Source organism: Acinetobacter gyllenbergii CIP 110306 = MTCC 11365, from assembly GCF_000413855.1.
GTDB classification, from domain to species: domain Bacteria; phylum Pseudomonadota; class Gammaproteobacteria; order Pseudomonadales; family Moraxellaceae; genus Acinetobacter; species Acinetobacter gyllenbergii.
In genome coordinates this window covers 43,046-67,881 of the sequence record NZ_ATGG01000012.1, presented here as the reverse complement: position 1 = coordinate 67,881, position 24,836 = coordinate 43,046, and the positions used below count along the sequence as shown (strand labels likewise).

The window sequence follows — 24,836 nt, the reverse complement described above, 5'->3', positions numbered from 1 at the left end:
GTTTATTGAATCTCTAAAATCTGGATAAACTCAAAAGCAGGTTCTTCATAGGGATGGCTTGCCTTTAAAGCTTTTGCCACCGCACTGGCCTTTTCTTCAGAGACAATGGTTTCAACGCGCCATTCTTCGAGCTGCTCTAATTCATCTAATTGCCCTAAAAAGGGATTCGCACCTTTTACGGGCTTAAACTGTCCAGTTCCTTTGACTTGCCACGCACAATGTTCGTAATTGCCAATACCACCCGCCCCAGCAGCAAAAATCGCTTGTTTAGTCGATTTCAAATGAGATTCTGGCACGTAATAAATTAGTTTTAGCATCACTTAAACAGCTCAAATCAAATAGATGAGACTCTCATCATAACGCGATAAAAGCTGAAGAATCAAAGTGAAATATTGATCGCTAGGTAACTCACGACAATAAATAGCACTTGAATCAGCACCGTTAGACCAAACCAAAACCAACCTCGATCTTTGGTATGCACTGTTCTTAAATAATTTGCATTTTTCATCATCAGACTTCTCATATTTTGTTCATTGTTAAAATATAAGAAGCAAGAATTGAGCCACTGAAAAATTAATCTTAAACCTTAAAAAGTCTCATTATTTATTATTTATTCTTATAGAAATAATTTTTCAAAAAATGTACGGTACTCGGCGAGATCGTGTCAGATAAACCACATTTTTCGCGATCCCACATCAAATGAGGAAAACAATAACCATAACGTTCTTGTTTATACATTCGATCACAAATGCTCATGATCTTCACCTCGACACTGTAAAAATCTCCCCACAATACATTTCTTTGTGAAATATTATGATCAAGATCATATTCAATTATAATTTTTACAGCTTTTAACTGCTCTAAATTTAAATTATTTTTATCTAAATAAAACATGAGTATTTTTATTAAATCATTCAAAAAATGAATCGAATTTTTGCTTTCTAAACTAGACGTTTGATGAAGTAAATCTAATTCAATTCGAGTCGTATTATACTGTAAACAATCTGAATAAAGGACTCCTATGCCCCAAAACCCATTATAGTCATGGTAGCGATTTGTGATTTTTTCAGCCAATACGTAGACAACATTCTTTAATTTGTTCACTAAATTATTTTCTGCCTACAATCAGACTATTTAGAAAACCTAAGGCTTCTCTAAAGGTTTCATGCCAATGATCATCTGGTTGTTGATCTAAAGGATACCAAAAGAATTTGAAATCTAACCCACCGCCATCCTGACAATGATGGTGCCACGTTTCAGCCAATTCGCAAGTCACCTCACATAAATAGAAATACCAGTTTTGCTGATTAACATTCAGTATGAGATCACCGATAAACTTAGGATTAGGCTGAGCAATCAAGCCTGATTCTTCAAATAACTCACGGATCGCAGCCTGTTCATATTGCTCATCATGTTCAATAGTACCCTTGACCAATTGAGTCCCAGCAAGTGGATGATGAAAAGCCAATATTTCTCGGCCTTGATTTGAATGTCTTAAAATTACAGGGACAACTTTTTTCATAGCACTGCACTTTTAGTCGCTCGAAGTTATATAAATAAAACTTTTAATTTCAAACCAATGATTTAGTCTAATAATCTTCCCGTAATATATTCTTTATCCTGTTCAAAGTTGACCGATTTGTCACAAAACCGCGCTTGTTTAGTCTCATCCGCCACTAACCATTTTAAATATTCTAAAAGTGTAGATCCAGTACAACTAAATTCAGATTCTGGTTGTCCATCATCCCATGGCCAAACATAATCATTCTTTAAAGCAGTCGCCAGATATGCAAACTGATTGCCTTCATTTTCATTTGTTAATGGGAAGAGTTTATTTTCAACTGCACTAATCCACCCTTTAGGTTTATTTATTTCATCTTCATCATCTAAAACTTTTTGATAGTCTGTATAAGCCTCTTTATTCCATGAATATCTGAACATAGATACACTACCCCACAACAAACCACCTGAGCATCTTCCCATTTACAATAAAAACTCTCGGAACTGCCCATGTATCTCTAGATTATAAATTTCAGCAATCTGGTCAAGTTCTTGCTCTGTATAGCCTTGAATATTTTCTGGATAAAAAGGTAAATGCGTATCTTCATGTCGACAGTTTATCAACTCAGAAATAAAATCAACCATATATAAATCTCTAATTCTTTAATTTTACAATCTCTACCTTTTTTACACCATCAAGTGCATTGTTCTCAGCTATTCACGTACTACTCTTATTCGAATACCAAAAATACCTTTGCCATCATCAGCCACAACACCCCATCGATCTACCTAAAAAAAAATGAGTGCTCATATTATCAAACACCTTATTCTTTAATAATAAACATCATAGGACAATTTTAGCTATTGATCATCTTATGATCTTTTAACCTATGTTAAAAAAATATATAAAAGACCAATCAGGATATATAACGCACAGTCAAATATCCCATGATTCGCTCAATTAGATTTTAAAGCGAGTAAATAGAATTTTTAAAACTAGAATGCAAAGCAAGAGTATTTATATGCCCCATAAACCTCTAATGACCCTAATTTTCACTTTTACTGCTTTAACAGAATCAACCTTTCTCTATGCAAATGAGTCCATTCAAACTGATGCAAATTCACACTACTCATCAACACCCTCTAAAAACATGAAACAAATTTATCAAGGTGAACATGGAATCTGGTTTCTCTCCAAATACAGAGGCAGGAAAGGAGGATGTGCTGTCTCTTATAATTCAGGATTAAATCAGCTCACTCTCTTTGGCCCGACAGAAAAAAATACAGGAGCGTTACTTTTTACTGGTCCTCATATACCAATCACCACCAGCAATCAACAACTCGATATTGTCATACGAACAGATCATTCCGTTATGCCAACTGAGGCGACTCTACTTCCTAGCCAAAACAAAGGTATGCTGTTCGTTCCTGTAACTATGGTACAGACGGCTCCCCAGCTGGATGATGTTGGCGCAATGGAAATTCTATTGCAGGGCAAAACAATTTACGCATCCTCCATTAGCGGTGGATTCAGAGCGCGTGATGCCTTAATGAGTTGCATCAAAAGCTAAATATAAAAAGCCATCTGATGATGGCTTTTAAACAGATTTCAGTGCAAAAATAGAACTATAAGATTTAACTTTCTAATTTAGTTAACTGCCTTTTTTCATATAAGGTCAGCGCAAATGCCAAACCACATAGAATCACAAAACCACAGGTCATTGGAATTAAAGTTCCGTTATATAACTGACCAATAATAGAAGCGAGAATCAGCGATAATACCGAAGACGATGCCCCAATAATGGCAGAAGCCATACCCGCAACATGCCCCATGGGTTCCATTGCAATCGCATTGAGATTGCCAAATAAGCTACCAAACAATAAGTACAAAATGCAGGTATACAACATAAACATCCAGAATGAGATGGATACGCCAGACAGCTGAATGATGAGGAACAGCAATGAGATTAGACTTAAACCAAGAAAGCCATAAATACAGATAGGGCGCATACCAAACTTCATGACAATTCTTGAATTAGCAAAGGATGCAATCCCCACCATACCTGCCTGTAAAGCAAAATAAGCACTAAACTCCTGCCCTGTTTTGCCAAATTGCTGCATAAAAATTTGTTGTGAAGTTCCGAGATAGCCAATAAATCCACCAAAACAAAAGCCTGCGCATAACAAATAGCTCATAGTGGTTTTATTGCTCACCACTTCCTTAAAACCATCCTTAAAGGCTTGTACCCGCATTGGCAGACGATTTTCAGGTACCAAGGTCTCTTCCAAGCGCAAAGCCACCCAAGCTCCAACAGCTACCGCATAAACCATATACAACACAAAAATATCGCGCCAGCCAAAGAAATGGATGATCAACTGTCCCAAGCTCGGTGCAACCGCAGGTGCGACCATAAACACCATCATGATCAGTGACATGATCCGCGCCATTTGGGCACCACTGTATTTATCCCGAACGATGGAAATCGAAGCCACATAAGGCCCTGAAACACCAACACCCTGAATAAAACGACCCAGCAAGAACCATTCAAAGCTTTGGGTGGAATAGCACAATAAACTGCCTATAAAGTAGATCACGATGCCAGTGAATAAAATCCGTTTCCGTCCAATTGCATCGGATAAGGGTCCTGCAATCAACTGTCCAATGGTCATGCCAGAGAAAATACTGATGATGACCCATTGCGCCTGATTACTATTTTGTAAAGTAAAAACACGACCAATTTCACCGAGTGCAGGTAAAACAGCATCAATCGAGAAAGAGACGATGGACATGAGTAATGCCATCAGCAATGCAAATTCGTGGAAATGGATTTTTGATTTCATTTTTCTTGTCCATTGATGATTATTTTATACGGAATTAAATAAGCCACCTAACGGTGGCTTATTGCATGGGTTTAATTAACCAATAAATTTACGTGCGTTACGGAACATACGTAACCAAGCACCATCTTCAGCCCAGTCTTCTGGCTTCCAAGAATGTTGTAATGCACGGAAGTTACGCTCTGGATGTGGCATCATCACGGTTGCACGACCATCTTTAGAAGTTAAACCAGTAATCGCTTCAGGCGAACCGTTCGGGTTCAATGGATAGTGCTGAGTTGGATGACCCAAGCTATCCACATAACGCAAGATCACTTGGTTCTCAGCATTTAAAGCTGCAATTTGCTGTTCAGTTGCAACCAGACGACCTTCACCATGCGCAACAGCGATTGGTAAAATTGAACCTTGCATATCTTCAAGTAAGACAGAAACTGATTTTTCTACGCGAACATTCACGGCACGCGCCTCAAATACTTCTGAAGTATTGCGGTGGAAACGGCCCCAATGCTCAGCACCTGGAATCAGTGGTGCAAGTTGCGACATCATTTGACAGCCGTTACATACGCCCAAGCTGAATGTATTTTGACGATGGAAGAACTGTTCAAACTGGTCACGTAATTTGGCATTGAACAAGACTGATTTCGCCCAGCCACCACCAGCACCCATCACGTCACCGTATGAGAAACCACCACACGCCACTAAACCCTCGAAGTCGCTTAAACTGACACGACCTGCAAGGAGGTCACTCATGTGTACGTCGATGGTATTAAAGCCAACTTTGTCAAAAGCAGCTGCCATTTCAACATGACCGTTAACACCCTGCTCACGCAAGATCGCCATATTAGGACGACGTGTATTGATAAACGGCGCTTCAACAGGCTCATTTAAATCATAGGTTGCTTGTGCAATTAAACCTTTGTGGTTTTGATCTGCAATTAAAGCAAACTCTTGATCCGCAGTTTCTACGTTGTCACGTAAGCGTTGAATTTGGTGTGATACTTCTGCCCATGCTTGTTGTAATTCAGCACGTTCTAAAGTCAAACCATTGACAGCCAATTGATCGGTTGTATTGACACGACCCACAACTGCAATTGCATCTTTCAGGCTTGATGCTGCAACTTCAACTTCTAACTGAGCCCAATCCGCTGCTGTGATTTGCAGCACAGCACCAATTTCTTCAGCGAATAAACTTTCAGTGCTTTGATTTTCTAATGCCACACCTAAGCGTGAAGCAAACATCATTTCCGCAACAGTCGCCAATAGGCCGCCATCACCGATATCATGGTAAGCCTTAATCACACCACGATTGTTCCAGTCTTGAATCAAGGCAAAGAATGCTTTGAAGTCATCAAAACTATCGACATCAGGAGTCACTGAACCAATGGCTTTGTACACTTGTGCAAGGATCGAGCCGCCTAGGCGGAATTGACCTTTAGATAGATCAATACGAACCAATACTGAATCAGCTAAATTTTTCAATTCAGGCGTTAATGTTTTACGAACGTCTAACACTGGTGCGAATGCTGTGATCACACCGGTCATTGGCGAAGTCACCGCTTTGTCTTCACCATCGTTCCACGTGGTACGCATTGAAAGTGAATCTTTACCAACTGGAATTGCAATGCCTAATGCAGGACACATTTCCATACCAATCGCTTTCACGCCTTCAAACAAGGCTTGGTCTTCACCTTTTTGACCTGCCGCTGCCATCCAGTTTGCAGAAAGCTTGATGTCACTGATTTGTTCAATGTTGGCACAGGCAATATTGCTAATCGCTTCAGCAACGGCTAAACGAGCCGATGCAGCAGGATTCAATAATGCTACTGGTGGGCGTTCACCCATTGCCATTGCTTCACCTGTGAAGCCTTGCAAGCTAGTGGTGGTTACTGCTGCATCTGCAACAGGCACCTGCCAACGACCCACCATCTGATCACGTGCAACCATACCCGTAATCGAACGGTCACCAATGGTGATCAAGAATGATTTAGATGCGACTGTAGGATTCTTCAATACGCGGAAAATCGCATCTTTTAAATCAACTTTTGCAGCGTCAAAGTCATTGCCTGTACGCTCAATCGTTTCATATGAACGTTGCATACGCGGTGTACCGCCTAAGATCACCTGCATTGGGATATCAACAGGCTTGTTCTCAAACAACGGATCTTCAACCGTTAAGTGACGCGCTTCAGTCGCCTCACCCAATACCGCAAACGGGCAACGCTCACGTGCACAAATTTCTTCAAACTGTTCTAAAGACTCTGGACGAATGGCAAGCACATAACGTTCTTGCGCTTCGTTTGACCAGATTTCCATCGGGCTCATACCTGGCTCTAATGATGGAATTTTACGCAGGTTCAGCACTGCACCCAACTCATGATCATTCACAAGTTCTGGCATAGCATTAGATACACCACCTGCACCCACATCATGTACAGACACGATTGGGTTAAAGTCTTCTAAGCGCCAGCAGGTATCAATCACTTCTTGACAACGGCGTTCCATTTCTGGGTTTTCACGTTGTACCGAAGCAAAATCTAAGCTCTCACCCATGGTACCGCTGTCTACAGAAGACGCTGCGCCACCACCAAGACCGATCAACATTGCAGGACCGCCCAACACAATGAGCAAGTCACCCGGTTGAATTGCATCTTTTTCAACATGGTCAGGACGAATGTTGCCGTAACCACCAGCGATCATGATTGGCTTATGGAAGCCTTTCACTTCACCATTGACATTCTGTTCAAAAGTACGGAAATAACCATTCAATGCTGGACGACCGAATTCGTTATTAAACGCAGCGCCACCCAATGGACCTTCAATCATGATTTGTAATGGCGAAGCCATACGTGAAGGCTTACCGTAGTTATCTTCCCAAGGCTGTTCAAAACCAGGAATATTTAAGTTCGAAACAGTAAAGCCTGTTAAACCCGCTTTTGGTTTACCACCACGACCCGTTGCACCTTCATCACGGATTTCGCCGCCCGAACCTGTTGCAGCCCCAGCAAATGGAGCAATGGCAGTTGGATGGTTGTGTGTTTCAACCTTCATTAAAATATGAGCAGCTTGGCTCTTATATTTATAAACGAAGTGACCATTTTCATCCGCTTTCGGATAAAAACGCATGGTGTCATAACCCACGATCACAGATGCGTTATCTTTATATGCCGATAACACATCGGTCGGAGATTCTTTATAGGTATTTTTAATCATTTGGAACAAGGATAATGGCTGTTTTTCACCATCAATTGTCCATTCAGAACCAAAGATTTTATGACGGCAATGTTCTGAGTTTGCTTGTGCAAACATCATCAATTCGATGTCGTTTGGATTACGGCCCAGCTTGGTAAAAGCTTCGGTAAGGTAATCAATTTCTTGCTCAGATAAAGCAAAGCCAAACTCATTGTTGGCTTTAACTAACGCTTCTTTTCCTTGACCCAAGATATCAATTGAGTTCAATGGCTTCGGCGCAGTTTCTGAGAATAAAGCTTTTGCATCATCAATTTGAGCAAAAACACTCTCTGTCATACGGTCATGTAAAGCCAATTTCACTTCATTTGAGATCTCTTTCACACCTTTCAGTGTAAACAGCAGACCACGCTCTAAACGGTGAATTGGGGTATTACAGTTTTGGAAAATATCGGTTGCTTTAGATGACCACGGCGAGATTGTCCCTACACGCGGTGTGACTAAAATCTGGATTTCATCACTTGCAGCTTGGCGAAGTTCGAAAGATTGACCATCGTTTAAAAGTTGTAATGCCGATTGATGTTGCTGCTCGTTGAGCGCTTGATCAAACAAATAAACCCACTGGCTGTCAAAAGATTGAACAGAACTCATTGACGTTAATCGGTTTAAGAGTTGAGCTTTCTTGAAAGAAGAATGTGCTGATGCACCGGCCACGATAAACATGTTGACTTTGGCTCCACGGGTGGGTCTAACGAACCTACCACAATGTGACTTATGAAAGAGCGCATATTCTACTGTGAAAGGCTCATTTCAGCTAGCTATATCCATCTTAAAAATCAGAGTTTTCTACTGCAAACGACTTAATTTCTTGTAGCTTTATCCATTTTACTTTATTCGTAACAATTCATTTACTTGATCTGAATAAGCTGTATTTCAAATTTGAGGGCTTTTCTCTTCTGTTTTACGATTTCTTTTCAGTAACCCAAATTGTTATATAACCTTGTACAACGGGCTGCCCATCCTCCCTTTTAGCGACTACCTCCACTTGCATATCACCTACTCTCCAATCGTCATTAATCTTTGCTGTCAATTGAATATCCGAATTGGCTTTAGCCACATAATCCACCTGCATTCCTTTTGGTAACCACCTGAGATGCGAGGGAATAGATGCCTCCATGGCAACACCCATCACAAACTCCAAACCATTACAAATCGCAATCACATGCACCGTTCCAATATGATTTTCTACACTGCGACTTTTAGACATCGAGGCTTCACAAAAACCAACTTCTAGCTTTGTAATTACGGGGTTAACTGTGCGAAAGTAAGGCGCAACTCGACTAATAGTTTTCGAAAGTACAGTTAACCCACCTGGGATTTTTCGTAATACCTGATAGGCAATCAATACAGTATTTGATTGAACTTTCGTATGCTTTTTTAATTTATGGCTAAGGTAGTCAATTGAATTTTTCATCTTAGGTCTAAATATATTCAGTAAACCACAAATTAACACATCGATCTGAGTAGCTATATCGCTGCATATCCTGCTGTAATTGTCAGAAGAGATAAGTCAAAACCTTTAAACTCCAATATTTACCTGATTAAGACAACTTATGTCGCCCTACTCTAGTGCTTTAATCTTTTTTTTGGCATGATGAGCCTGAACTCATAGTGAATAAAGATGAATGGAACAAATGCGTTGGGTAGAATTGCTTTCTGCAATTCGTTTAGGTAGCAAAAAAAGTAGTACTGAATTGGCTCGAAGCCCTTTCCATAAAGATTATGACAGAATTATATTTTCCCAAAGTTTTCGCCAGCTAAATAGAAAAACACAGGTTCACCCACTGACTCAACATGATGGGATTCACACCCGTCTAACACACTCGCTTGAAGTTTCTTGTATCGGTCGTTCACTCGGCATGCTCGCCGCAGAAAAAATCAAAGATGAATTACCGATGTGGATTTCACCTGCGGATGTTGGTGCGATTATTCAAGCAGCCTGCTTAGCACATGATATTGGAAACCCTCCTTTTGGCCATGCAGGTGAATATGCCATTCGGGAATGGTTTGATGATGCTTCACATCGCGACTTTCTGGCTAGGCTCACTCCAGAAGAGGCAGCCGATGTACGCCAATTCGAAGGCAATGCTCAAGGACTTCGCCTTTTAAGTCGTATTGATTACCACCCTGATGATGGTGGCATGCGTTTAACCTGTGCCACATTGGGTGCTTATTTAAAATATCCATGGCTCTCAAAAACAATTGAAGAACAAGGCGATACGCCTTCACATCAACGGGCAAAATTTGGCTGTTATCAATCTGAAAAAGAAATTTTAAGACAGTTGGCAGAACAGCTCGGTCTCATTCAACTTGGTAAATACCATTATTGTCGTCATCCGCTGACCTATTTATTAGAAGCGGCTGATGATATTTGTTATGCGCTGATTGATTTAGAAGATGGCATCATTCTCAATATGTTGAACTATGCTGAAGTTGAGCCGATTTTTCTGAATCTGATTGCTGATTATGGTTATCCAGAAGAATTACATTTACCGCATACCACTTGGCAGCAAAAGATTGCAGCTTTACGCGGTCGTGTAATGAAGCGTCTCGTCGATGAAGTCACCACCGCTTTCGCCAAACATCATTATGAAATTTTAACCGGCCAACTTAAAGGTAGCCTATTACAATATTGCTCACCCGATATTGAAGCAGGAATTCAAACTGCAAAGAATCTGGCCAAAGACCGTATTTTTGAGCATCCTCAAAAATCAGGTTTGGAGATTATTGCCCATCAAAGTCTACAAACCATTCTGGATGCCTTTATCCCACTGACCATGCCACATAAAACCTTAAGCTTTAAAGAGCAACGCTTAATGTCTATTTTGCAACATTCAGGGGTAAATCTGCAAAACAACCACTATAATAATATTATGCAAGTTCTCGATATTATTAGTAAGTTCTCTGACCATCAGGCTTATAGTCTGGCGCAAGAGTTGCAAGGCAATAAAATAGGCTTTTTTTAATGAAGCGATTTATTGATGAAGGTAAGACCTGGGATAGTTTTACACATGCTCCTGTTTTAGTGGTATGCCCATTTTGTCAGAGCAACGCTCAGGTCTTTCAGCAAGAATTATCTAATCAGCCTAAAAAAAGCATTGTTTTTAGCTGTTTATCCTGCTGTAAAACTTTTGATCAAGACCAGCAGCAACAAAACAACTTAGGCTATTTTGATGAGATCAACGTAGAAATTAATCAAACCTGCTCTTGTAAGCGTGGAAAATATTACTTTTCTCAATCTTATGCTCAGCCGAGTGTTCTTCCGCCTTTTATAAAGCTGAATTGTACTTTCTGCCAAAAAGAGCAAGTGTATACTTCCCCTTATCCGTTATTCACCTATAAAATTCCGAGAAAATCAGGGTTTGAAATCAATAAAGACCCCTTCTTTGGCTATCGTCTATATCTCACCACAGAAACAAGGCATGGTCTCATTTTCGTGTATAACACAGAACAGTTAAACGATTTGAAAGCTTATATCTCTGCAGAGCTAAGACAGAAAACCTGTACCAATAAAAATAAAGCTTACTTAAGCCGTTTACCTGCTTGGATAAAATCCACACGAAATCGTAAAGAAATTCTAAAAGCCATTTTGCGTTTAGAACAAATGGCATCTACTATTCAACCATTAACAAATAAGTGAAAAGACTCAATGATCGGATGTTTAATTGGCGAAGTGTTTGCCCTAGAAGCCCCAACCGTATTACTCAACGTAAACGGCGTTGGCTATGAAATTGACACACCACTTTCGACATTTTGCCAATTACAAAAAGGACAGAAAGTCACTTTATGGACGCACTTAGTGGTTCGTGAAGATGCTCAGCAACTTTATGGTTTTAGTGATGCACAAGAAAAAACCATTTTCCGTACACTACTCAAAGTGAATGGCGTTGGTCCTAAAATGGCTTTGGGCATCTTATCGACATTAAGTGTTGAGCTACTGATTCACACGATTGAACATGATGATATTAATACGCTGATTAAAGTCCCTGGCGTGGGCAAGAAAACTGCAGAACGCTTAATGATTGAATTACGTGATCGTTTCAAAGCATTAGCGCATTCAACCGGCGGTACCACGAATGCAGCAGTTGCTCAAATTCAATTTATGGCAAATTCACCAGTTGCCGAAGCTGAAGCCGCTTTACAATCGCTGGGTTATAAACCAGCAGAAGCACAAAAAGCAGTGGCAGCAGTCAAAGCAGACTATACTGAATCGGCTGACATTATCCGTGCTGCGCTCAAATCCATGATGAAGTAATAGATATATGCAAGATCGTCTTATTAGCGGAACAGAAAAGCCTGAAGATCATTTTGATCGTGCCATTCGCCCAACCTCATTGGCTGACTATATTGGTCAGCCCGTGGTTCGTGAGCAAATGGAAATCTTCATTGGTGCAGCGCGTGGTCGTGGTGAAGCACTGGATCATACCTTGATCTTTGGTCCACCAGGTTTAGGTAAAACCACATTGGCGAATATTATCGCAAGAGAAATGGGCGGTAATTTAAAATCAACTTCTGGCCCAGTATTGGAACGTGCTGGTGACTTAGCCGCAATGCTCACCAATCTAGAAGAAGGTGATGTGCTGTTTATTGACGAGATTCATCGTCTTTCACCCGTGATTGAAGAGATTCTCTATCCAGCCATGGAAGATTACCAACTGGATATTATGATTGGTGAAGGCCCTGCGGCTCGTTCAATCAAGCTCGATCTGCCAGCCTTCACTTTAGTCGCAGCCACAACACGTGCAGGTTTGCTCACCTCCCCGTTACGTGACCGTTTTGGGATTGTACAGCGTTTAGAGTTCTATTCAGTTGAAGACCTGACCCATATCGTGACCCGTTCAGCGAACCTAATGGATGTGCCGATTACTCATGAAGGTTCAACAGAAATCGCCCGTCGTGCACGTGGGACGCCCCGTATTGCCAATCGATTATTACGTCGTGTCCGTGACTATGCCCAAGTCAAAGGCACTGGTGAAGTGACTCAGGATATGGCGCAACGGGCTTTGGACATGCTCAATGTCGATAAAGCAGGTTTAGATACGCTCGATCGGCGTTATCTCAGTATGTTACTGGAACGCTTTGAGGGTCGACCAACTGGTGTTGAAGCCTTAGCCGCAGCCATGGCGGAAGATAGCGGAACGCTTGAAGACGTAATTGAGCCCTATTTGATTCAACAAGGTTATGTGATGCGTACCGCACGTGGCCGTATTGCAACCAATATGGCATATTTACAATTTGGTATGACACCACCTGAATCATAAATATAGATAAATCATGACTCAAACCCTAGATGAACAACAACTTATAGAAAGAATTAAAGTATCGTATCAAGACGTTATTTCTGATTTACCGCCTATCGAAGAGTTGCCTCGATATGTGATGTTTTCGGAATATCGCCAAGAACAAAGACAATTTTTAGATGCGCTTCTCCAAGCTCATTCTGCATTGTCACTCTCTTGTCAACTTGTCGATTCAACACAACAAGCTGTTTCCCTTTCTAGTGAGCAGCTTGAACAATTCAACATTAGCTCACATTTGGACTGGTCACTCACAAGCCTTGCCTTTGACCATACACACGCTACAATCTTTATTTCATTATGCTTTCAAGACGATCTAAAGCAGATGGTCGAGGAACATCGCCCACCGCGCAAACCTATACTGACTTTTAAAAACTTGGCAATTCTATTGATCAGTTGCTGTATGCTCGGCATTTCACTTTACTTATTTAACCAAGCCCCAGAATGGTTGGTATTTATCATTTTTGCAGTTGGTTTTTTAGGTTTATGTATGCTATACGACCGTGTAAAAGATTACATTCAATACAATAAAGTAAAAGATGATCCTCTAAAAACCTTGATTGTTGCAGGCTATTTTGCTGAACATTTAGAAGATTATGCAACGCAGACTTTAATCTTAGATAAAAACTCAAACGAATAGCTTGCTTGATCTGTTGTGCCATTTGCCCCAAAAATCAATATGCTAAACTGCGACACTATTCAACACCTCGTATCAAGAATGGATTTTTATCATGGCAAATCATTTTGAGTTCAACATTCGCGTTTATATCGAAGATACAGATGCAGGCGGTATCGTTTACCATGCCAATCATATCCGTTTTATGGAGCGTGCTCGTACCGAATGGTTACGTGCAGCAGGTGTTGACCATTATTGGCATCAAAAAGATTACAACTTCGTAGTACATCAAATTGCTGTTAAATATGTACGCCCAATATTAATGGATGATTTAATTACCGTTACAGCACGTGTTATTTCGTGTAAAGCCGCATCTTTTGTGTTGCAACAAAATATTTATCGTGGTGAAATCTTGCTGGCTTCAGGTGAGGTTGTGTTGGCATGTTTAAACAAAGAGTTAATGCCACGTAGACTTCCTGATGAAATTCGTGATCTGATTCAAAAAGAATTAGCACAGGACTAAAATAAACTTTCGGCACAGCAACTTATGGCAACTAACTTAGAATCTTCCCTGCATATTTCTGACCTAATTTTACAAGCAAGTCCTGTTGTACAACTGGTCATGCTGATCCTGCTACTCTCTTCAATTTATAGCTGGTATTTAATTGCCAAATTATATATGGGCTTTAAAAAAGCAGAACAAGAGGATGAGCATTTTCAAAAAATGTTCTGGTCAGGTGCCGAATTAAATACGCTTTACAATAATGCTCAACTGAACTCTAAACGCCGTGGCCTAGAAGATATTTTCTATCAAGGCCTCGGTGAGTTTTTTAAGCTACAAAAACGTAAAGCAGATACCACTCAAACCATCGAGGGAACTGAACGTATCCTGCGTGTAGGCTTAAGCCGTGATCAAGGCGGCTTGGAAGTCGGTTTAGGTGCGCTTGCCAGTATTGGTTCAGTTGCGCCTTATATCGGCCTGTTCGGTACAGTTTGGGGCATCATGAATGCCTTTATCGGTCTTGCTGCTGTTGACCAAGTGACTTTGGCAACTGTTGCACCTGGTATTGCAGAAGCCCTGATTGCAACAGCGATTGGTTTATTTGCAGCAATTCCTGCTGTACTTGCGTTTAACCACTTTACCGCTAAAGGTGAAGCAACTTATTCAGATCGTGCATTATTTGCAGAAGAAATGGTTGCCCTTTTACAGCGTCAAGCGATTGGAACGACACAGGAAGATGCATAATGGCGATTCAACGATCTGGACGTTTTGAACGGATTAAAAAACCACTGAAAAGCGACATGAACGTCGTTCCTTATATCGATGTCATGTTGGTGCTGTTGGTCATTTTCATGGTGACAGCACCCATGATCACCAGTGGTATTAAGGTCGATTTACCTCAAGCAAACAATCATCCAATTGAATCCAAAGATATGCCAGCCATGGTGACCATTGGTAAAGATGGCAATATCTTTTTGCAATATCAAGAGTACAAAGGCAGTGATCCCCTTTCGCTTGAACAACTTGAAACTGTTTTAAGTGAAGCCCAGACGCAAGCTGAACAGGACAATAAACAACTGACTGTATTAGTCAATGGTGATAAATCTCGTCCTTATGGTGAAGTTGTTTCACTGATGGCGAGTCTACAAGAAGCAGGCCTTACTCAAGTTGGCTTACTGACAGAGCCGTTAAAATAAGCTATGAAAAAATTTCAAGAGCCACCTTTTAAACAAAATGCGATTGCACTGGGTTTCACACTCGGTGTCCATGCAATCGCAATTGTTGGCTTACTGTTTTTAGGCTTGAGTAACCCCCCTGAAGAACCTAAAAAACTGACCACTATTTTGGTGAAGCCAGAAGATTTACCCCAGTCTTTACAGCAACCTGAGCAACAAGTCTCTGCTGAACATCAGGCAGAAGAAGTGCAAAGCCCTGTCGTGGATACAACACTTCCTGAAAATATTCCTGTAACCCCTCCGCCACCAACTGCACAACAACTTGCGGCTGAAAAGCAAAAAACTGAACAGGCACAGCAAGCCAAACTTGCTGAGCAAAAACGCAAAGCAGATGAAGCTGCTCGTGCACAGCAAGTTGAAGAACAACGTAAACTTGCAGAAGCTCAAGCACAAAAGCAACGTGCGGACGCTGAAGCGAAACGCCAAGCAGAGGCAAAAGCGAGGACTGAAGCAGATACGAAGCGTAGAGCTGAACAAAATGCAAAAGCAGAGGCTGAAGCTAAGGCGCGCCAAAAAGCGGAGCAAGATGCGAAATTAAGACAGCAAAAAGCTGCCGAAAACGCAAAACTTCAAGCGCAACAGGATGCTAAACGCAAAGCTGAGGCAGATGCTAAGGCGCGTGCTGAAGCTGAGGCAAAACGTAAAGCTGAGACCGACGCGAGAGCAAAAGCCAACGCAGATGCGAAGCGTAAAGCCGAAGCTGATGCCAAGGCACGTGCTGAAGCCGATGCAAAACGTAAAGCTGAGGCCGATGCGAGAGCGAAAGCCAACGCAGATGCGAAGCGTAAAGCCGAAGCTGATGCCAAGGCTAAAGCTGAGGCAGATGCGAAACGCAAAGCGAATGCAGACGCCAAAGCAAAAGCTGATGCAGACGCTAAACGTAAAGCCGATGCTGACGCAAAACGTAAAGCAAATGCAGATGCGAAGGCAAAAGCCGATGCAGACGCCAAACGCAAAGCCGAAGCTGACGCTAAGGCAAAAGCTGAGGCAGATGCAAAACGTAAAGCCGAAGCTGAGGCAGATGCCAAAGCCGCAGCTGCCAAAAAAGCTGAACAAGAAGCGGCTCAGAAAAAGGCCGATGCAAAACGCGTTGCATCAACTGCGAAACGAGATTTTGAACAAAAAATCTATCGTGCGTGGAATATGCCAGCAGGTTCTTCAGGTCAACGTGCCAGCGCACGCGTGACATTAAGCGATAGTGGTTCAGTTTTATCAGTTGTGGTAACAGCAAGTGACCCAGACGTTAAAGCCAGTGTAGAGGCTGCAATTCGGGCTGCTGCACCCTATCCAATGCCAGATGATCCAGTTGCTCGCCGTGAAGCTAGAAGCTTTACTTCAAGTTTTACTGCAAAATAGTAATGAATAGTTAACGTTACAGGCTTTTAATAGCACAAAGCCTGTAACTATGTTAAATAATCAACAGCCACAAAAATACGAATGCAAGTAATTGTAACTATGGATAAGACTCGTAAACACCTACTCTCCTTAGCAGTTTTCGCAGCAATTAGCGCAGTTGTTCCAACAGCAACATTTGCGCAGTTACAGCTTGAAATTGCCAAAGCACCTGAACAAGCGCCGAAAATCGCAATTGTACCGTTTGCTAATGACAGCGCAATCTATCCGATTGTCGAGCGTGATTTAAATCGTTCAGGCCGTTTTACCAGTGCATCTCAAAATTTACCAGCAACCGCAAGCCTTAATCAGGTTCAAGCGGGTGATTGGCAAAATGCAGGTGTGCCTTATGTTGTCGTTGGGCAAATGAAAGCCGTTGATGCCAACACATTTGAAATTCATTACCAACTTTATGATGTACAAAAACAACAATATTTACTCAATGAAGTGCTGACTGTACCTAGCTCACGTATTCGCCAAGCAGGCCACATGATCAGTGATACCATCTATCAGGCATTGACAGGTATTGCAGGTGATTTTAGCGGTCGTATTGCCTATGTACTGCGTAATCAGGCCACGCCTGCTCAGCGCTATACCTTACAGATTGCAGATACAGACGGCGAACAACCTAAAACTGTCCTGACCTCACGAGATCCTATTCTGTCTCCTGCTTGGACACCAGATGCCAAGAAAATTGCATACGTGTCATTTGAAACTAAGCGTCCTGCAATTTATTTACAAGATTTAGCCACAGGCCAGCGTGAAGTTTTAGCCAGCTTCCGTGGATTGAATGGTGCCCCAAGCTTCTCACCAGATGGTAAATCAATGTTGTTCACTGCTTCAATGCATGGCAACCCTGAAGTTTATCAAATGGATTTAAGCACACGCCAAGTTCAACGCATGACCAATGATACTGCGATTGATACTGAAGCACGTTATGCACCCGATGGTAAATCATTTATCTTTACCTCGGACCGTGGCGGTTCACCACAAATTTATCGCTATAGTTTTGATGACAGTTCGGTCAAACGCTTGACCTTCAAAGGTGCATTCAATGCACGTGGAACCTTAAGTGCTGACGGTAAAAAGATTGCGTTAGTCCACCGTCCAAGTGGCAGTAACTACAAAGTTGCAATCCAAGATATCAATACCGGTATCACCAATATTCTCACACCGACCAGTTTAGACGAATCACCAAGCTTCTCACCAAATGGACAGATGGTGGTTTATGCAACGCGTGAAGGCAGCCGTGGTTTATTATCGGTTATGTCTACTGACGGCCGTTTCCGCATGAATTTACCAAGCGAACAAGGTGAAGTTCGTGAACCAGCTTGGGCACCAAAATAAGTTTAATCGATTGGAGAATCATATGAACATTAAATATCTTACGCTTCCGCTGATTGCTGCTACGCTTGTATTCACAGGTTGTGCAAGTCGTAAACCTGCTGCTGATATTACCACTGGTACCAATCCAAATGGCTCAACCACAGTCAGTACAGATGGTTTAAGTGAAGATGCAGCATTAAACGCGCAAAACTTGGCGGGCGCATCTTCAAAAGGCGTCACTGCTGCAAATAAAGCCTTCTTGGCTAAGCGCGTTGTTCACTTCAACTATGACAGCAGCGACTTATCGAATGAAGACTATCAAACCCTTCAAGCACATGCTCAATTCTTAGTTGCCAATGCTAACTCTCGTGTTGCCCTTACAGGTCACACCGATGAGCGTGGTACACGTGAATACAATATGGCACTTGGCGAACGCCGTGCAAAAGCGGTTGAAAGCTTTTTGATTACCAACGGTGTAAACCCACAGCAACTTGAAGCAGTTAGCTACGGTAAAGAATCGCCAGTGAACGCAGGTCATGATGAAGCTGCATGGAAAGAAAACCGCCGTGTAGAGATCAACTACGAAGCCGTTCCACCACTATTAAAATAATCGTGGTTGTGCTTTAAATAAAAATGCTCACTTCATGTGAGCATTTTTATATCATTCATCAAGACGAAGATTGAGGGTCAGACTTGTTTTGCATCGACTCAATCAAATCATGCTTGTTAAACTCTTTGTATTCTGGCTTGGCCTCATACTGTTTCCATGCATCCTGCACATTTTCTTTGGAAATCGTATCTAAGCTAATCGGTTCGCTCGGCGTGGGCGTTGCCTCAAAATTCTTGGTTGTCATATTTAACCTCCAAACATCCTGTTTAGTATCTATGCAACATAGCATGTAATAACGTGCTTGTAATCATAAAAGCAACATAAATAAAGTAAGATAATTTTTATTTTTGCACGATCTCATCTAGAATACCCTCATTCTTTTTTATCAATTTTTGACGCGGCTAAATCGGAGCTATTCAATATGTCAAACCTTAATTTGACCCAATACCTAGAACAACAAAATGGGAATTTGACTCCAGAGTTGGCACAAGTGATCGAAACTATTGCTTCAACATGCCAAACCATTGACCAAGCATTACAAAAAGGTGCTTTAGCTGGTATTTTGGGTAGCGCAGGCAATGAAAATGTGCAAGGTGAAACACAAAAGAAACTCGATGTTATTTCAAATGATTACCTGATTGATGCATTAAAAGCGCATCCTCAAGTCGGCGGTCTAGCTTCAGAAGAGTTAGATGATTTCACCCCTGCTCAGGAAAATGGTAAATATCTGGTTTTATTCGATCCACTCGATGGTTCAAGCAACATCGACATTAATATGTGTGTGGGTACGATTTTCTCTATCCTTCCTGCAAAGAATGCTGTGACTCAATCTGCCGACTTTATGCAAGCAGGTACTGAACAAGTTGCTGCGGGTTATGTGCTTTATGGTCCTTCGACCATGTTAGCGCTTACTGTGGGCGCAGGTGTGGTGTTCTTTACTTTCGATCCAACCACGCAAAGTTTCTTATTAACCACTGAACAAGTACAAGTTGCTGCAGATACACAAGAGTTTGCAATTAACTCATCAAATCAACGTCACTGGGAAAACCCTGTGAAACGTTATATTGATGAGCTTTTAGCGGGTAAAACATCAGTCCGTGAAAAAGATTTTAATATGCGTTGGGTTGCATGTATGGTCGGTGATATTCACCGTATTCTATGCCGTGGTGGTATTTTCCTTTACCCTTACGATTTAAAAGATCCGAAGAAAGCAGGCCGCTTACGTTTGATGTATGAAGCAAACCCAATGAGCATGCTGATTGAACAAGCAGGTGGCGCGTCTACAACAGGTCGTGTTCGTATTATGGATATCCAACCAACAGAACTACACCAACGTGTTCCTGTTATTATTGGCTCTAAAAACGAAGTAGAACGCGTAACAAGCTACCACTAATTACTTTTTATAATCAGGGCATTATAAAGTTATGATGCCCTTTTGGATGTTTATCTTATGGCGGTTATTTTCCTAGAATCCAAAGACAATGCAAAAATCAAACATTTGCGTGGTCTGATCGAGCTCAACAGTGCCCGAAAAAAACATCAGCAAACCGTTCTAGAAGGTACACATCTGTGCTTGGCTTGGTTGCAACAGCAGAAAAAAATATTTTCTTTATTTACCACCGAACAAGCCTTAGAACATCCAGATTTACAAGAGGTGATTGAACTCCATCAAGCCCACATCTTCGTTATCAGTGAAGTCCTGTATAAAGATTTAAGCACATTAGGCACAACCCTTCCATGTCTAGCGATTGTCGACCTGCCCAAAACTGCTGCTACCATTGATTTTAAGGCCGACACTTTAATTCTAGAAAATGTTCAAGATCCTGGAAATGTAGGTACACTCCTCCGCTCTGCAGCCGCTGCAAATATCAAACAGGTGATTTGTACACAAGGTTCAGCTGCACTGTGGTCTCCACGTGTGCTTCGAGCAGGGATGGGTGCTCATTTTAGTCTTCAATGTTTTGAAAACTTCCAGCTCACGGATATTCTTCCAAAATTTCAAATTCCAGTTTTTGTGACCAGTTCACATCGCTCAACCAGCTTATATAGCCAAGATTTAACTCAAGCATGCGTCTGGATTTTAGGCAACGAAGGTCAAGGTGCGAGTGACTATGCACTTGAGCATGCTCAAGCAGTGGCGATCCCTCAACCTGGTGGACAAGAGTCACTTAATGTCGCAATTGCAGGCTCAGTATGCTTTTTTGAAATGGTTCGTCAACGTCAGTAAAAACGTTAAATTATTTTAATTACGATTTTTTTACTGAGAAAATCAATTACACTACTAAAAATAATTGCTTAAGTTGTCAACGCGCCCACCATTTTCAACGTTATATGATTAATGAATTGGAATTAATGGTGGGTATCCATGACAGGATTTTCCATCTCTATGGATTTAGCACCGAAACAGGCTCGAACCGAAAACAGTACTGATCGCAGTACCGTTGAACAACGTCTGCGTTTTTTTATGCAAGACGTTACAGGTCGTGCCTTGGTTATGATGGAAAGCGCAACGCAGGGACAACAAGGCATTGCGATGGATTTAGTGCAAGAAGCTTTCATTTCATTGCACAAATCATATGCAGATAAAAGTACTGAAGAATGGTATCCCCTGTTCTACACCATATTAAATAATAAACTTCAAGACTGGCGACGCAAAGAAGCTCGCCGCGCCAGTCCATTCTCATTATTTAAAAAAATTAGTTTAGATGATGACGAAGAAATTATTGATGTTATCGATGAATCAACCCCTAACCCATTCGAGTTTCTTGATCAAGAAGTCACGATGGAGGAAATTCAAGCGGCGATCAATCAATTACCCGTCCGTCAACAACAAGCATTTATGCTTAGAGCGTGGGAAGGTTTCGATACAATGACCACAGCACAGATTATGGATTGCAGTGAAGGCAGTGTGAAAACACATTACCACCGCGCAATTCAGGGACTCAGAATTGCTTTAGAGCATTTAAACCCGCATACGGGAGGATCATCAAATGAAAAAAGATGAGTTCACTAAACATGTGACATCCAGACTCGACCAACTTGCGAAAGAACAACATCACAACAAAATGATGGTGATGAATCATGTTCTTGATACTGTGCAAAAGAAACCAACCTCTTATTACAGTGTTTGGAAAATGACTGGTTTTGCGTTTGCTGCCGCCCTTATGGGGATTGTGGTTCTGCCTAGCTCGTTACAATTAGCAGATCAACCTCAAAATCAGGTTGTCGTAAATCCAAAACTTTCACCACAAATGGTTGAAGATATGGAAATGTTATTGGTCTTAGGTGAGGATAAAGTTCCACATGGCAGCTAAAAAATTAGCACTTGTTGTGTGTACACTCGGCTTATTACAAACCAGTTTTGCAGGTTCAGAGCGCTTTTGGGTATTCTCTAAACCAAATAAACCGACAACGGAAGAAGCTTGGGATGACTTGTCCCCTGAAGAGCAACGCGTTTTAATTCAACGTTATCAGACCCTGAAGGAAATTCCGACCAATCAGAGTTCGCAATTGCAACAGCGGATGGAGTGGTTCACGCAATTACCTGAAGAAGAAAAGCAAAAAATGCGTGATGTATGGCAAAAAATGAGTATGCAAGAACGGAATACATTACGTAAACGTATGCAAAATGCCAGTACCGAAGAACGTATCAATATCAGAGAAGAGTATCTCACCAAATACGCTGAACACTAATTTTTAAATGATTAGAATAAAAAATAGCGCCTTAAAGGCGCTATTTTTTATTGGTTTAACTTATTTCTTAAAGCGACGATAAGCCAATAATCCAAATAATCCAAATACAGAGTAGAAACCAAAGCTACCTCCGCCTCCGCCCCCATTTGCCGTACGAGTATCATCTGTCGTTGTTGCCGTATTAATCGTTCTCACTATCGCTTCATTTGATTTCATGCCATCTGCATCATAAACCTGATATTTAAAATCAAAGTTAAATGGGTTAAATGCGTTAACTTCCTGTACATAAATATTCCCACCATAACAAGTTTCTTTTTGATCTGGTTCAGGACAAGGCCCTTGGCGGTCTGCTGTAATAGTAAGATCTTTAGTCGGAATTTCGCTCAATCGAATTGGTAGTTCTATACCATCTTTATTCTTCCAGAACTTAGGTTTATTTGGAATCTGTTCTGGCCCTGGTCCACCTTTGCCCGTATCACCATCATCGTTTGCGAAATTCAGTAAATTCAAACTTAACTTTTGCTTTGCCTGATATTTAAAAGTTAAAGAAGTATCCGTTGCGACAGGTGCAATATTCGTAAAAGACGCTTTAAGCAATCCTGAAGAGCTAACTGCAGGGCCAGGTGTTGATGATTTAGAAGTGATGGTATATTTACAAAAAACCTTATCTACATCTGCAGTAGTTTCATCATCTAGTCGGTAAAAGATAATTTGCTGCAACTCATTATCCCAAGTACACACCAAATTCTTTTTATCATCTTCATCAATCTGGACGATATCACCATCAATCAAGCCCGTACCTAAAGGCTCAGCTTTAACATCAAATAAATTAGGATCAAAAAATTGTAGTTTATACTTACCGCCCTCTTCTATATCTTGCGGTAAAGGCAGTTGATAATTTTTGAGATCAATATAAATGGCACGATAATGCAAATTGTCTTTTGTAGACTTTAATAGTCTTTGGTAATCAGCTAGTCTGTATTTATAATACGTCAAGAAATCTGGGTCATTGGGATTTTTCACCAAATTATCAAAAAAGTCAGATTGATCTTGGTAAGCCTGTACTGAATTACTAATTGAAATATTTCTTAAATCTTGTAAATCACCAGCTTTGAATTGCATTAATTCAACTGAACCAATATCACAACGATTACGAGAAGTTGGATCAAAATGTAATGTGCCATCTGTAATACGAGCCAAGCCACGTTGGTCAACATCACTACAGCCAATACCGTCAATATCCAATAAACCTACTTTCTTGGTAGTCTTATCATCAACTTTAACCTCTGTTACATTCGGCTTTGGATAATACATCGGCATAAAAGCCGTGTAAGCAGAAGGCGTTTGCATTGGACTTAACAGTGTTGTAATACTAATATTACTTACATTCAAATTGGTCTTATTATCTTTTAACGACGCTTTTGGTACATCACATACATTATTAACAGGTATGGTTGAATCAGTCTCTTTGAGTACCACCGCATTATAGCTAAGGCCAAAATTAACTTTTTCCTGATCAGCCACATTGCCAAACAAATATCGACAAGCATAACTATTACTATCACCATTATAGGCGATCACATTAAAGAGCAAATTTTTAAGACCCAACTTATCGTAGAGCAGCGTAGTGAACGCCGTATTTTCGACAATAGTATTGCTTTTTAATTCTAATTTGCTTTTATCACTTAAAATGCTTGGACGATTATTGGGATCAGTGCCAACTTTGGTATCTCCAGTAAATTTGATTAAATTACCAGTAGAGCTATTTACAATATTTTTTGCAATTGTATTGGTACTGATATTTGCAGCAACCTCACCACAGAACTCAAACATACTACTTGAATTTTGCGACCCATTTCCGACAAAACTATTCGCGGTCAAAACTGAGTTATTTTGAATGTATCGAGCGTCTGTCATACAGCCCATAGACAATACACTGCCTTTTTCAGCTTTATTGCCCTGTATCAAACTCTTGGTCATCGTCAGTGTCGAAGAAGGGCCTGCCATAAATATTGCCCCTCCTTCCTTGATGGCTTGTGAATCTAAAATTTGGCTGCTTTGCAGTACAACATCCGCACCCGCATAGATGGCACCACCAAAATCCGTGGCTCGACCTCCAGTTAAGATTAGATTGGTTAAACTTAAGTTTTTGGCCCCTCGTGTCGTATTAAAAATACGTGAGTTTTCCGCTTTAATCGTAGTTTTCAACTCAATTTGCGCTGGGTATTGATTTACAGCATCATTGACAAGAACATTCTTTCCTTCCCAATCAACTGGACTTGCACCAAGAATTGATACGTTAACATTTGGATCAAGTTCTTTTTTTAGCGTATAGACGCCTTTTTCAAGCTGAATAAGCTTCTGCCTAGTAGATGAGATATCTGTTACCGCACATCCACCGTAAGCAACGCGTGTTTCAGCTGTTTTTAATGCTTCACGTAATGAACAGGCATTGGCGTTTTCTCCATCCTCATCTGCAAAAGTTGTGACTTTGATCGGTGCATTATTTGTTGCAGCCAACAATGGCATGGTTGCCAACATCATCGTCGCTAAAATTGTTTTCTTATAATGTTTCATCTCA

28 protein-coding genes are annotated in these 24,836 nt (G+C 41.0%); 17 read left to right on the top strand and 11 right to left on the bottom strand.

Going from position 1 to position 24,836, the window contains the following annotated elements; genetic code table 11:
- Window positions 1-2: 2 nt before the first annotated feature.
- The 6 genes from F957_RS12765 to F957_RS21860 all read right to left on the bottom strand — a co-directional run bounded on the left by F957_RS12765 (window position 3) and on the right by F957_RS21860 (window position 2,145).
- A complete protein-coding gene (locus tag F957_RS12765) occupies window positions 3-317 on the bottom strand; it encodes a YqfO family protein (protein WP_016540894.1) in 315 nt (104 codons plus the stop codon).
- Window positions 318-379: 62 nt separating this feature from the next.
- Entirely contained in the window at window positions 380-511 is a 132-nt protein-coding gene (locus tag F957_RS22050) for a KGW motif small protein (protein WP_016540893.1), read from the bottom strand.
- Window positions 512-606: 95 nt separating this feature from the next.
- On the bottom strand, window positions 607-1,074 hold the full coding sequence (locus F957_RS12770; protein ID WP_235716423.1) for a hypothetical protein: 468 nt from the start codon (window positions 1,072-1,074) through the stop codon (window positions 607-609).
- A gap of 34 nt (window positions 1,075-1,108) precedes the next feature.
- The gene (locus F957_RS12775) at window positions 1,109-1,522 is read right to left on the bottom strand and encodes an NUDIX hydrolase (RefSeq protein ID WP_016540891.1); all 414 of its coding nucleotides are present in this window, start codon (window positions 1,520-1,522) and stop codon (window positions 1,109-1,111) included.
- A 62-nt stretch (window positions 1,523-1,584) separates the two neighbouring features.
- Window positions 1,585-1,959 carry a hypothetical protein gene (locus F957_RS21775; RefSeq protein WP_016660279.1) on the bottom strand — a complete coding sequence of 125 codons (375 nt, stop codon included), beginning with the start codon at window positions 1,957-1,959 and terminating at the stop codon, window positions 1,585-1,587.
- Between the two features lie 24 nt (window positions 1,960-1,983).
- A complete protein-coding gene (locus F957_RS21860; protein WP_016540889.1) occupies window positions 1,984-2,145 on the bottom strand; it encodes a hypothetical protein in 162 nt (53 codons plus the stop codon).
- 377 nt (window positions 2,146-2,522) lie between these two features.
- On the opposite strand from F957_RS21860, the gene F957_RS12785 reads away from it, so the two are divergent.
- Window positions 2,523-3,071, top strand: a complete 549-nt coding sequence (locus tag F957_RS12785; protein ID WP_016540888.1) for a hypothetical protein — start codon at window positions 2,523-2,525, stop codon at window positions 3,069-3,071.
- A 64-nt stretch (window positions 3,072-3,135) separates the two neighbouring features.
- On the opposite strand, the gene F957_RS12790 is transcribed toward F957_RS12785, so the two are convergent.
- The 3 genes from F957_RS12790 to F957_RS12800 all read right to left on the bottom strand — a co-directional run bounded on the left by F957_RS12790 (window position 3,136) and on the right by F957_RS12800 (window position 8,998).
- Window positions 3,136-4,341 carry a multidrug effflux MFS transporter gene (locus F957_RS12790; protein WP_016540887.1) on the bottom strand — a complete coding sequence of 402 codons (1,206 nt, stop codon included), beginning with the start codon at window positions 4,339-4,341 and terminating at the stop codon, window positions 3,136-3,138.
- Between the two features lie 75 nt (window positions 4,342-4,416).
- Window positions 4,417-8,247 (bottom strand): phosphoribosylformylglycinamidine synthase, encoded by a 3,831-nt coding sequence (gene purL / locus F957_RS12795; RefSeq protein ID WP_016540886.1) that lies wholly within the window; start codon window positions 8,245-8,247, stop codon window positions 4,417-4,419.
- A 238-nt stretch (window positions 8,248-8,485) separates the two neighbouring features.
- Entirely contained in the window at window positions 8,486-8,998 is a 513-nt protein-coding gene (locus F957_RS12800; protein ID WP_016540885.1) for a hotdog fold domain-containing protein, read from the bottom strand.
- A 211-nt stretch (window positions 8,999-9,209) separates the two neighbouring features.
- Between F957_RS12800 and F957_RS12805 the strand changes: the two genes are divergently transcribed.
- The 11 genes from F957_RS12805 to pal all read left to right on the top strand — a co-directional run bounded on the left by F957_RS12805 (window position 9,210) and on the right by pal (window position 18,562).
- Window positions 9,210-10,550 (top strand): deoxyguanosinetriphosphate triphosphohydrolase, encoded by a 1,341-nt coding sequence (locus F957_RS12805; protein WP_016540884.1) that lies wholly within the window; start codon window positions 9,210-9,212, stop codon window positions 10,548-10,550.
- On the top strand, window positions 10,550-11,224 hold the full coding sequence (locus F957_RS12810) for a hypothetical protein (RefSeq protein WP_016540883.1): 675 nt from the start codon (window positions 10,550-10,552) through the stop codon (window positions 11,222-11,224). The genes F957_RS12805 and F957_RS12810 overlap by 1 nt, the downstream gene beginning before the upstream one ends.
- Window positions 11,225-11,233: 9 nt before the next feature.
- Window positions 11,234-11,839: a Holliday junction branch migration protein RuvA gene (gene ruvA, locus F957_RS12815; protein WP_005274094.1), complete on the top strand. Its 606-nt coding sequence runs from the start codon at window positions 11,234-11,236 to the stop codon at window positions 11,837-11,839.
- 7 nt (window positions 11,840-11,846) lie between these two features.
- A complete protein-coding gene (ruvB, locus tag F957_RS12820) occupies window positions 11,847-12,845 on the top strand; it encodes a Holliday junction branch migration DNA helicase RuvB (protein WP_008941766.1) in 999 nt (332 codons plus the stop codon).
- Between the two features lie 13 nt (window positions 12,846-12,858).
- On the top strand, window positions 12,859-13,521 hold the full coding sequence (locus F957_RS12825) for a hypothetical protein (RefSeq protein ID WP_016540882.1): 663 nt from the start codon (window positions 12,859-12,861) through the stop codon (window positions 13,519-13,521).
- A gap of 91 nt (window positions 13,522-13,612) precedes the next feature.
- Window positions 13,613-14,020, top strand: a complete 408-nt coding sequence (gene ybgC, locus F957_RS12830) for a tol-pal system-associated acyl-CoA thioesterase (RefSeq protein WP_004654599.1) — start codon at window positions 13,613-13,615, stop codon at window positions 14,018-14,020.
- A 24-nt stretch (window positions 14,021-14,044) separates the two neighbouring features.
- Entirely contained in the window at window positions 14,045-14,743 is a 699-nt protein-coding gene (tolQ, locus tag F957_RS12835; protein ID WP_016540881.1) for a protein TolQ, read from the top strand.
- Complete coding sequence (gene tolR / locus F957_RS12840) at window positions 14,743-15,195, top strand: protein TolR (RefSeq protein ID WP_016540880.1); 453 nt, start codon at window positions 14,743-14,745, stop codon at window positions 15,193-15,195. Before tolQ ends, tolR begins: the two co-directional genes overlap by 1 nt.
- 3 nt (window positions 15,196-15,198) lie before the next feature.
- The gene (tolA, locus tag F957_RS12845; RefSeq protein WP_016540879.1) at window positions 15,199-16,590 is read left to right on the top strand and encodes a cell envelope integrity protein TolA; all 1,392 of its coding nucleotides are present in this window, start codon (window positions 15,199-15,201) and stop codon (window positions 16,588-16,590) included.
- A 99-nt stretch (window positions 16,591-16,689) separates the two neighbouring features.
- Complete coding sequence (gene tolB / locus F957_RS12850) at window positions 16,690-17,973, top strand: Tol-Pal system beta propeller repeat protein TolB (RefSeq protein ID WP_016540878.1); 1,284 nt, start codon at window positions 16,690-16,692, stop codon at window positions 17,971-17,973.
- 22 nt (window positions 17,974-17,995) lie between these two features.
- Window positions 17,996-18,562, top strand: coding sequence for a peptidoglycan-associated lipoprotein Pal (gene pal / locus F957_RS12855; protein ID WP_016540877.1), 567 nt, complete (start codon window positions 17,996-17,998; stop codon window positions 18,560-18,562).
- Between the two features lie 58 nt (window positions 18,563-18,620).
- Here pal and F957_RS12860 read toward each other — a convergent pair whose 3' ends face one another.
- Entirely contained in the window at window positions 18,621-18,806 is a 186-nt protein-coding gene (locus F957_RS12860) for an NF038105 family protein (protein ID WP_016540876.1), read from the bottom strand.
- A gap of 177 nt (window positions 18,807-18,983) precedes the next feature.
- Between F957_RS12860 and F957_RS12865 the strand changes: the two genes are divergently transcribed.
- The 5 genes from F957_RS12865 (at window position 18,984) to F957_RS12885 (ending at window position 22,255) form a co-directional block, all read left to right on the top strand.
- Window positions 18,984-19,955 carry a class 1 fructose-bisphosphatase gene (locus tag F957_RS12865; RefSeq protein WP_016540875.1) on the top strand — a complete coding sequence of 324 codons (972 nt, stop codon included), beginning with the start codon at window positions 18,984-18,986 and terminating at the stop codon, window positions 19,953-19,955.
- A gap of 57 nt (window positions 19,956-20,012) precedes the next feature.
- Entirely contained in the window at window positions 20,013-20,789 is a 777-nt protein-coding gene (locus F957_RS12870) for a TrmH family RNA methyltransferase (protein WP_004805656.1), read from the top strand.
- Window positions 20,790-20,948: 159 nt separating this feature from the next.
- Window positions 20,949-21,566 (top strand): RNA polymerase sigma factor, encoded by a 618-nt coding sequence (locus tag F957_RS12875; RefSeq protein ID WP_016540874.1) that lies wholly within the window; start codon window positions 20,949-20,951, stop codon window positions 21,564-21,566.
- The gene (locus tag F957_RS12880) at window positions 21,553-21,876 is read left to right on the top strand and encodes a hypothetical protein (protein ID WP_004654617.1); all 324 of its coding nucleotides are present in this window, start codon (window positions 21,553-21,555) and stop codon (window positions 21,874-21,876) included. The genes F957_RS12875 and F957_RS12880 overlap by 14 nt, the downstream gene beginning before the upstream one ends.
- Window positions 21,866-22,255 carry a DUF3106 domain-containing protein gene (locus tag F957_RS12885; protein WP_016540873.1) on the top strand — a complete coding sequence of 130 codons (390 nt, stop codon included), beginning with the start codon at window positions 21,866-21,868 and terminating at the stop codon, window positions 22,253-22,255. The genes F957_RS12880 and F957_RS12885 overlap by 11 nt, the downstream gene beginning before the upstream one ends.
- Window positions 22,256-22,315: 60 nt before the next feature.
- Here F957_RS12885 and F957_RS12890 read toward each other — a convergent pair whose 3' ends face one another.
- Window positions 22,316-24,832, bottom strand: a complete 2,517-nt coding sequence (locus F957_RS12890; RefSeq protein WP_016540872.1) for a CSLREA domain-containing protein — start codon at window positions 24,830-24,832, stop codon at window positions 22,316-22,318.
- Window positions 24,833-24,836: the final 4 nt, after the last annotated feature.

Excerpts from the sequence above, each read along its gene's own strand:
- F957_RS12765 (WP_016540894.1), bottom strand. The coding sequence starts at position 317 with ATGCTAAAACTAATTTATTACGTGCCAGAATCTCATTTGAAATCGACT.
- F957_RS22050 (WP_016540893.1), bottom strand. The coding sequence starts at position 511 with ATGATGAAAAATGCAAATTATTTAAGAACAGTGCATACCAAAGATCGA.
- F957_RS12775 (WP_016540891.1), bottom strand. The coding sequence starts at position 1,522 with ATGAAAAAAGTTGTCCCTGTAATTTTAAGACATTCAAATCAAGGCCGA.
- F957_RS21860 (WP_016540889.1), bottom strand. The coding sequence starts at position 2,145 with ATGGTTGATTTTATTTCTGAGTTGATAAACTGTCGACATGAAGATACG.
- F957_RS12785 (WP_016540888.1), top strand. The coding sequence starts at position 2,523 with ATGCCCCATAAACCTCTAATGACCCTAATTTTCACTTTTACTGCTTTA.
- F957_RS12790 (WP_016540887.1), bottom strand. The coding sequence starts at position 4,341 with ATGAAATCAAAAATCCATTTCCACGAATTTGCATTGCTGATGGCATTA.
- purL (WP_016540886.1), bottom strand. The coding sequence starts at position 8,247 with ATGTTTATCGTGGCCGGTGCATCAGCACATTCTTCTTTCAAGAAAGCT.
- F957_RS12800 (WP_016540885.1), bottom strand. The coding sequence starts at position 8,998 with ATGAAAAATTCAATTGACTACCTTAGCCATAAATTAAAAAAGCATACG.
- F957_RS12805 (WP_016540884.1), top strand. The coding sequence starts at position 9,210 with ATGGAACAAATGCGTTGGGTAGAATTGCTTTCTGCAATTCGTTTAGGT.
- F957_RS12810 (WP_016540883.1), top strand. The coding sequence starts at position 10,550 with ATGAAGCGATTTATTGATGAAGGTAAGACCTGGGATAGTTTTACACAT.
- ruvA (WP_005274094.1), top strand. The coding sequence starts at position 11,234 with ATGATCGGATGTTTAATTGGCGAAGTGTTTGCCCTAGAAGCCCCAACC.
- ruvB (WP_008941766.1), top strand. The coding sequence starts at position 11,847 with ATGCAAGATCGTCTTATTAGCGGAACAGAAAAGCCTGAAGATCATTTT.
- F957_RS12825 (WP_016540882.1), top strand. The coding sequence starts at position 12,859 with ATGACTCAAACCCTAGATGAACAACAACTTATAGAAAGAATTAAAGTA.
- ybgC (WP_004654599.1), top strand. The coding sequence starts at position 13,613 with ATGGCAAATCATTTTGAGTTCAACATTCGCGTTTATATCGAAGATACA.
- tolQ (WP_016540881.1), top strand. The coding sequence starts at position 14,045 with ATGGCAACTAACTTAGAATCTTCCCTGCATATTTCTGACCTAATTTTA.
- tolR (WP_016540880.1), top strand. The coding sequence starts at position 14,743 with ATGGCGATTCAACGATCTGGACGTTTTGAACGGATTAAAAAACCACTG.
- tolA (WP_016540879.1), top strand. The coding sequence starts at position 15,199 with ATGAAAAAATTTCAAGAGCCACCTTTTAAACAAAATGCGATTGCACTG.
- tolB (WP_016540878.1), top strand. The coding sequence starts at position 16,690 with ATGGATAAGACTCGTAAACACCTACTCTCCTTAGCAGTTTTCGCAGCA.
- pal (WP_016540877.1), top strand. The coding sequence starts at position 17,996 with ATGAACATTAAATATCTTACGCTTCCGCTGATTGCTGCTACGCTTGTA.
- F957_RS12860 (WP_016540876.1), bottom strand. The coding sequence starts at position 18,806 with ATGACAACCAAGAATTTTGAGGCAACGCCCACGCCGAGCGAACCGATT.
- F957_RS12865 (WP_016540875.1), top strand. The coding sequence starts at position 18,984 with ATGTCAAACCTTAATTTGACCCAATACCTAGAACAACAAAATGGGAAT.
- F957_RS12870 (WP_004805656.1), top strand. The coding sequence starts at position 20,013 with ATGGCGGTTATTTTCCTAGAATCCAAAGACAATGCAAAAATCAAACAT.
- F957_RS12875 (WP_016540874.1), top strand. The coding sequence starts at position 20,949 with ATGGATTTAGCACCGAAACAGGCTCGAACCGAAAACAGTACTGATCGC.
- F957_RS12880 (WP_004654617.1), top strand. The coding sequence starts at position 21,553 with ATGAAAAAAGATGAGTTCACTAAACATGTGACATCCAGACTCGACCAA.
- F957_RS12885 (WP_016540873.1), top strand. The coding sequence starts at position 21,866 with ATGGCAGCTAAAAAATTAGCACTTGTTGTGTGTACACTCGGCTTATTA.
- F957_RS12890 (WP_016540872.1), bottom strand. The coding sequence starts at position 24,832 with ATGAAACATTATAAGAAAACAATTTTAGCGACGATGATGTTGGCAACC.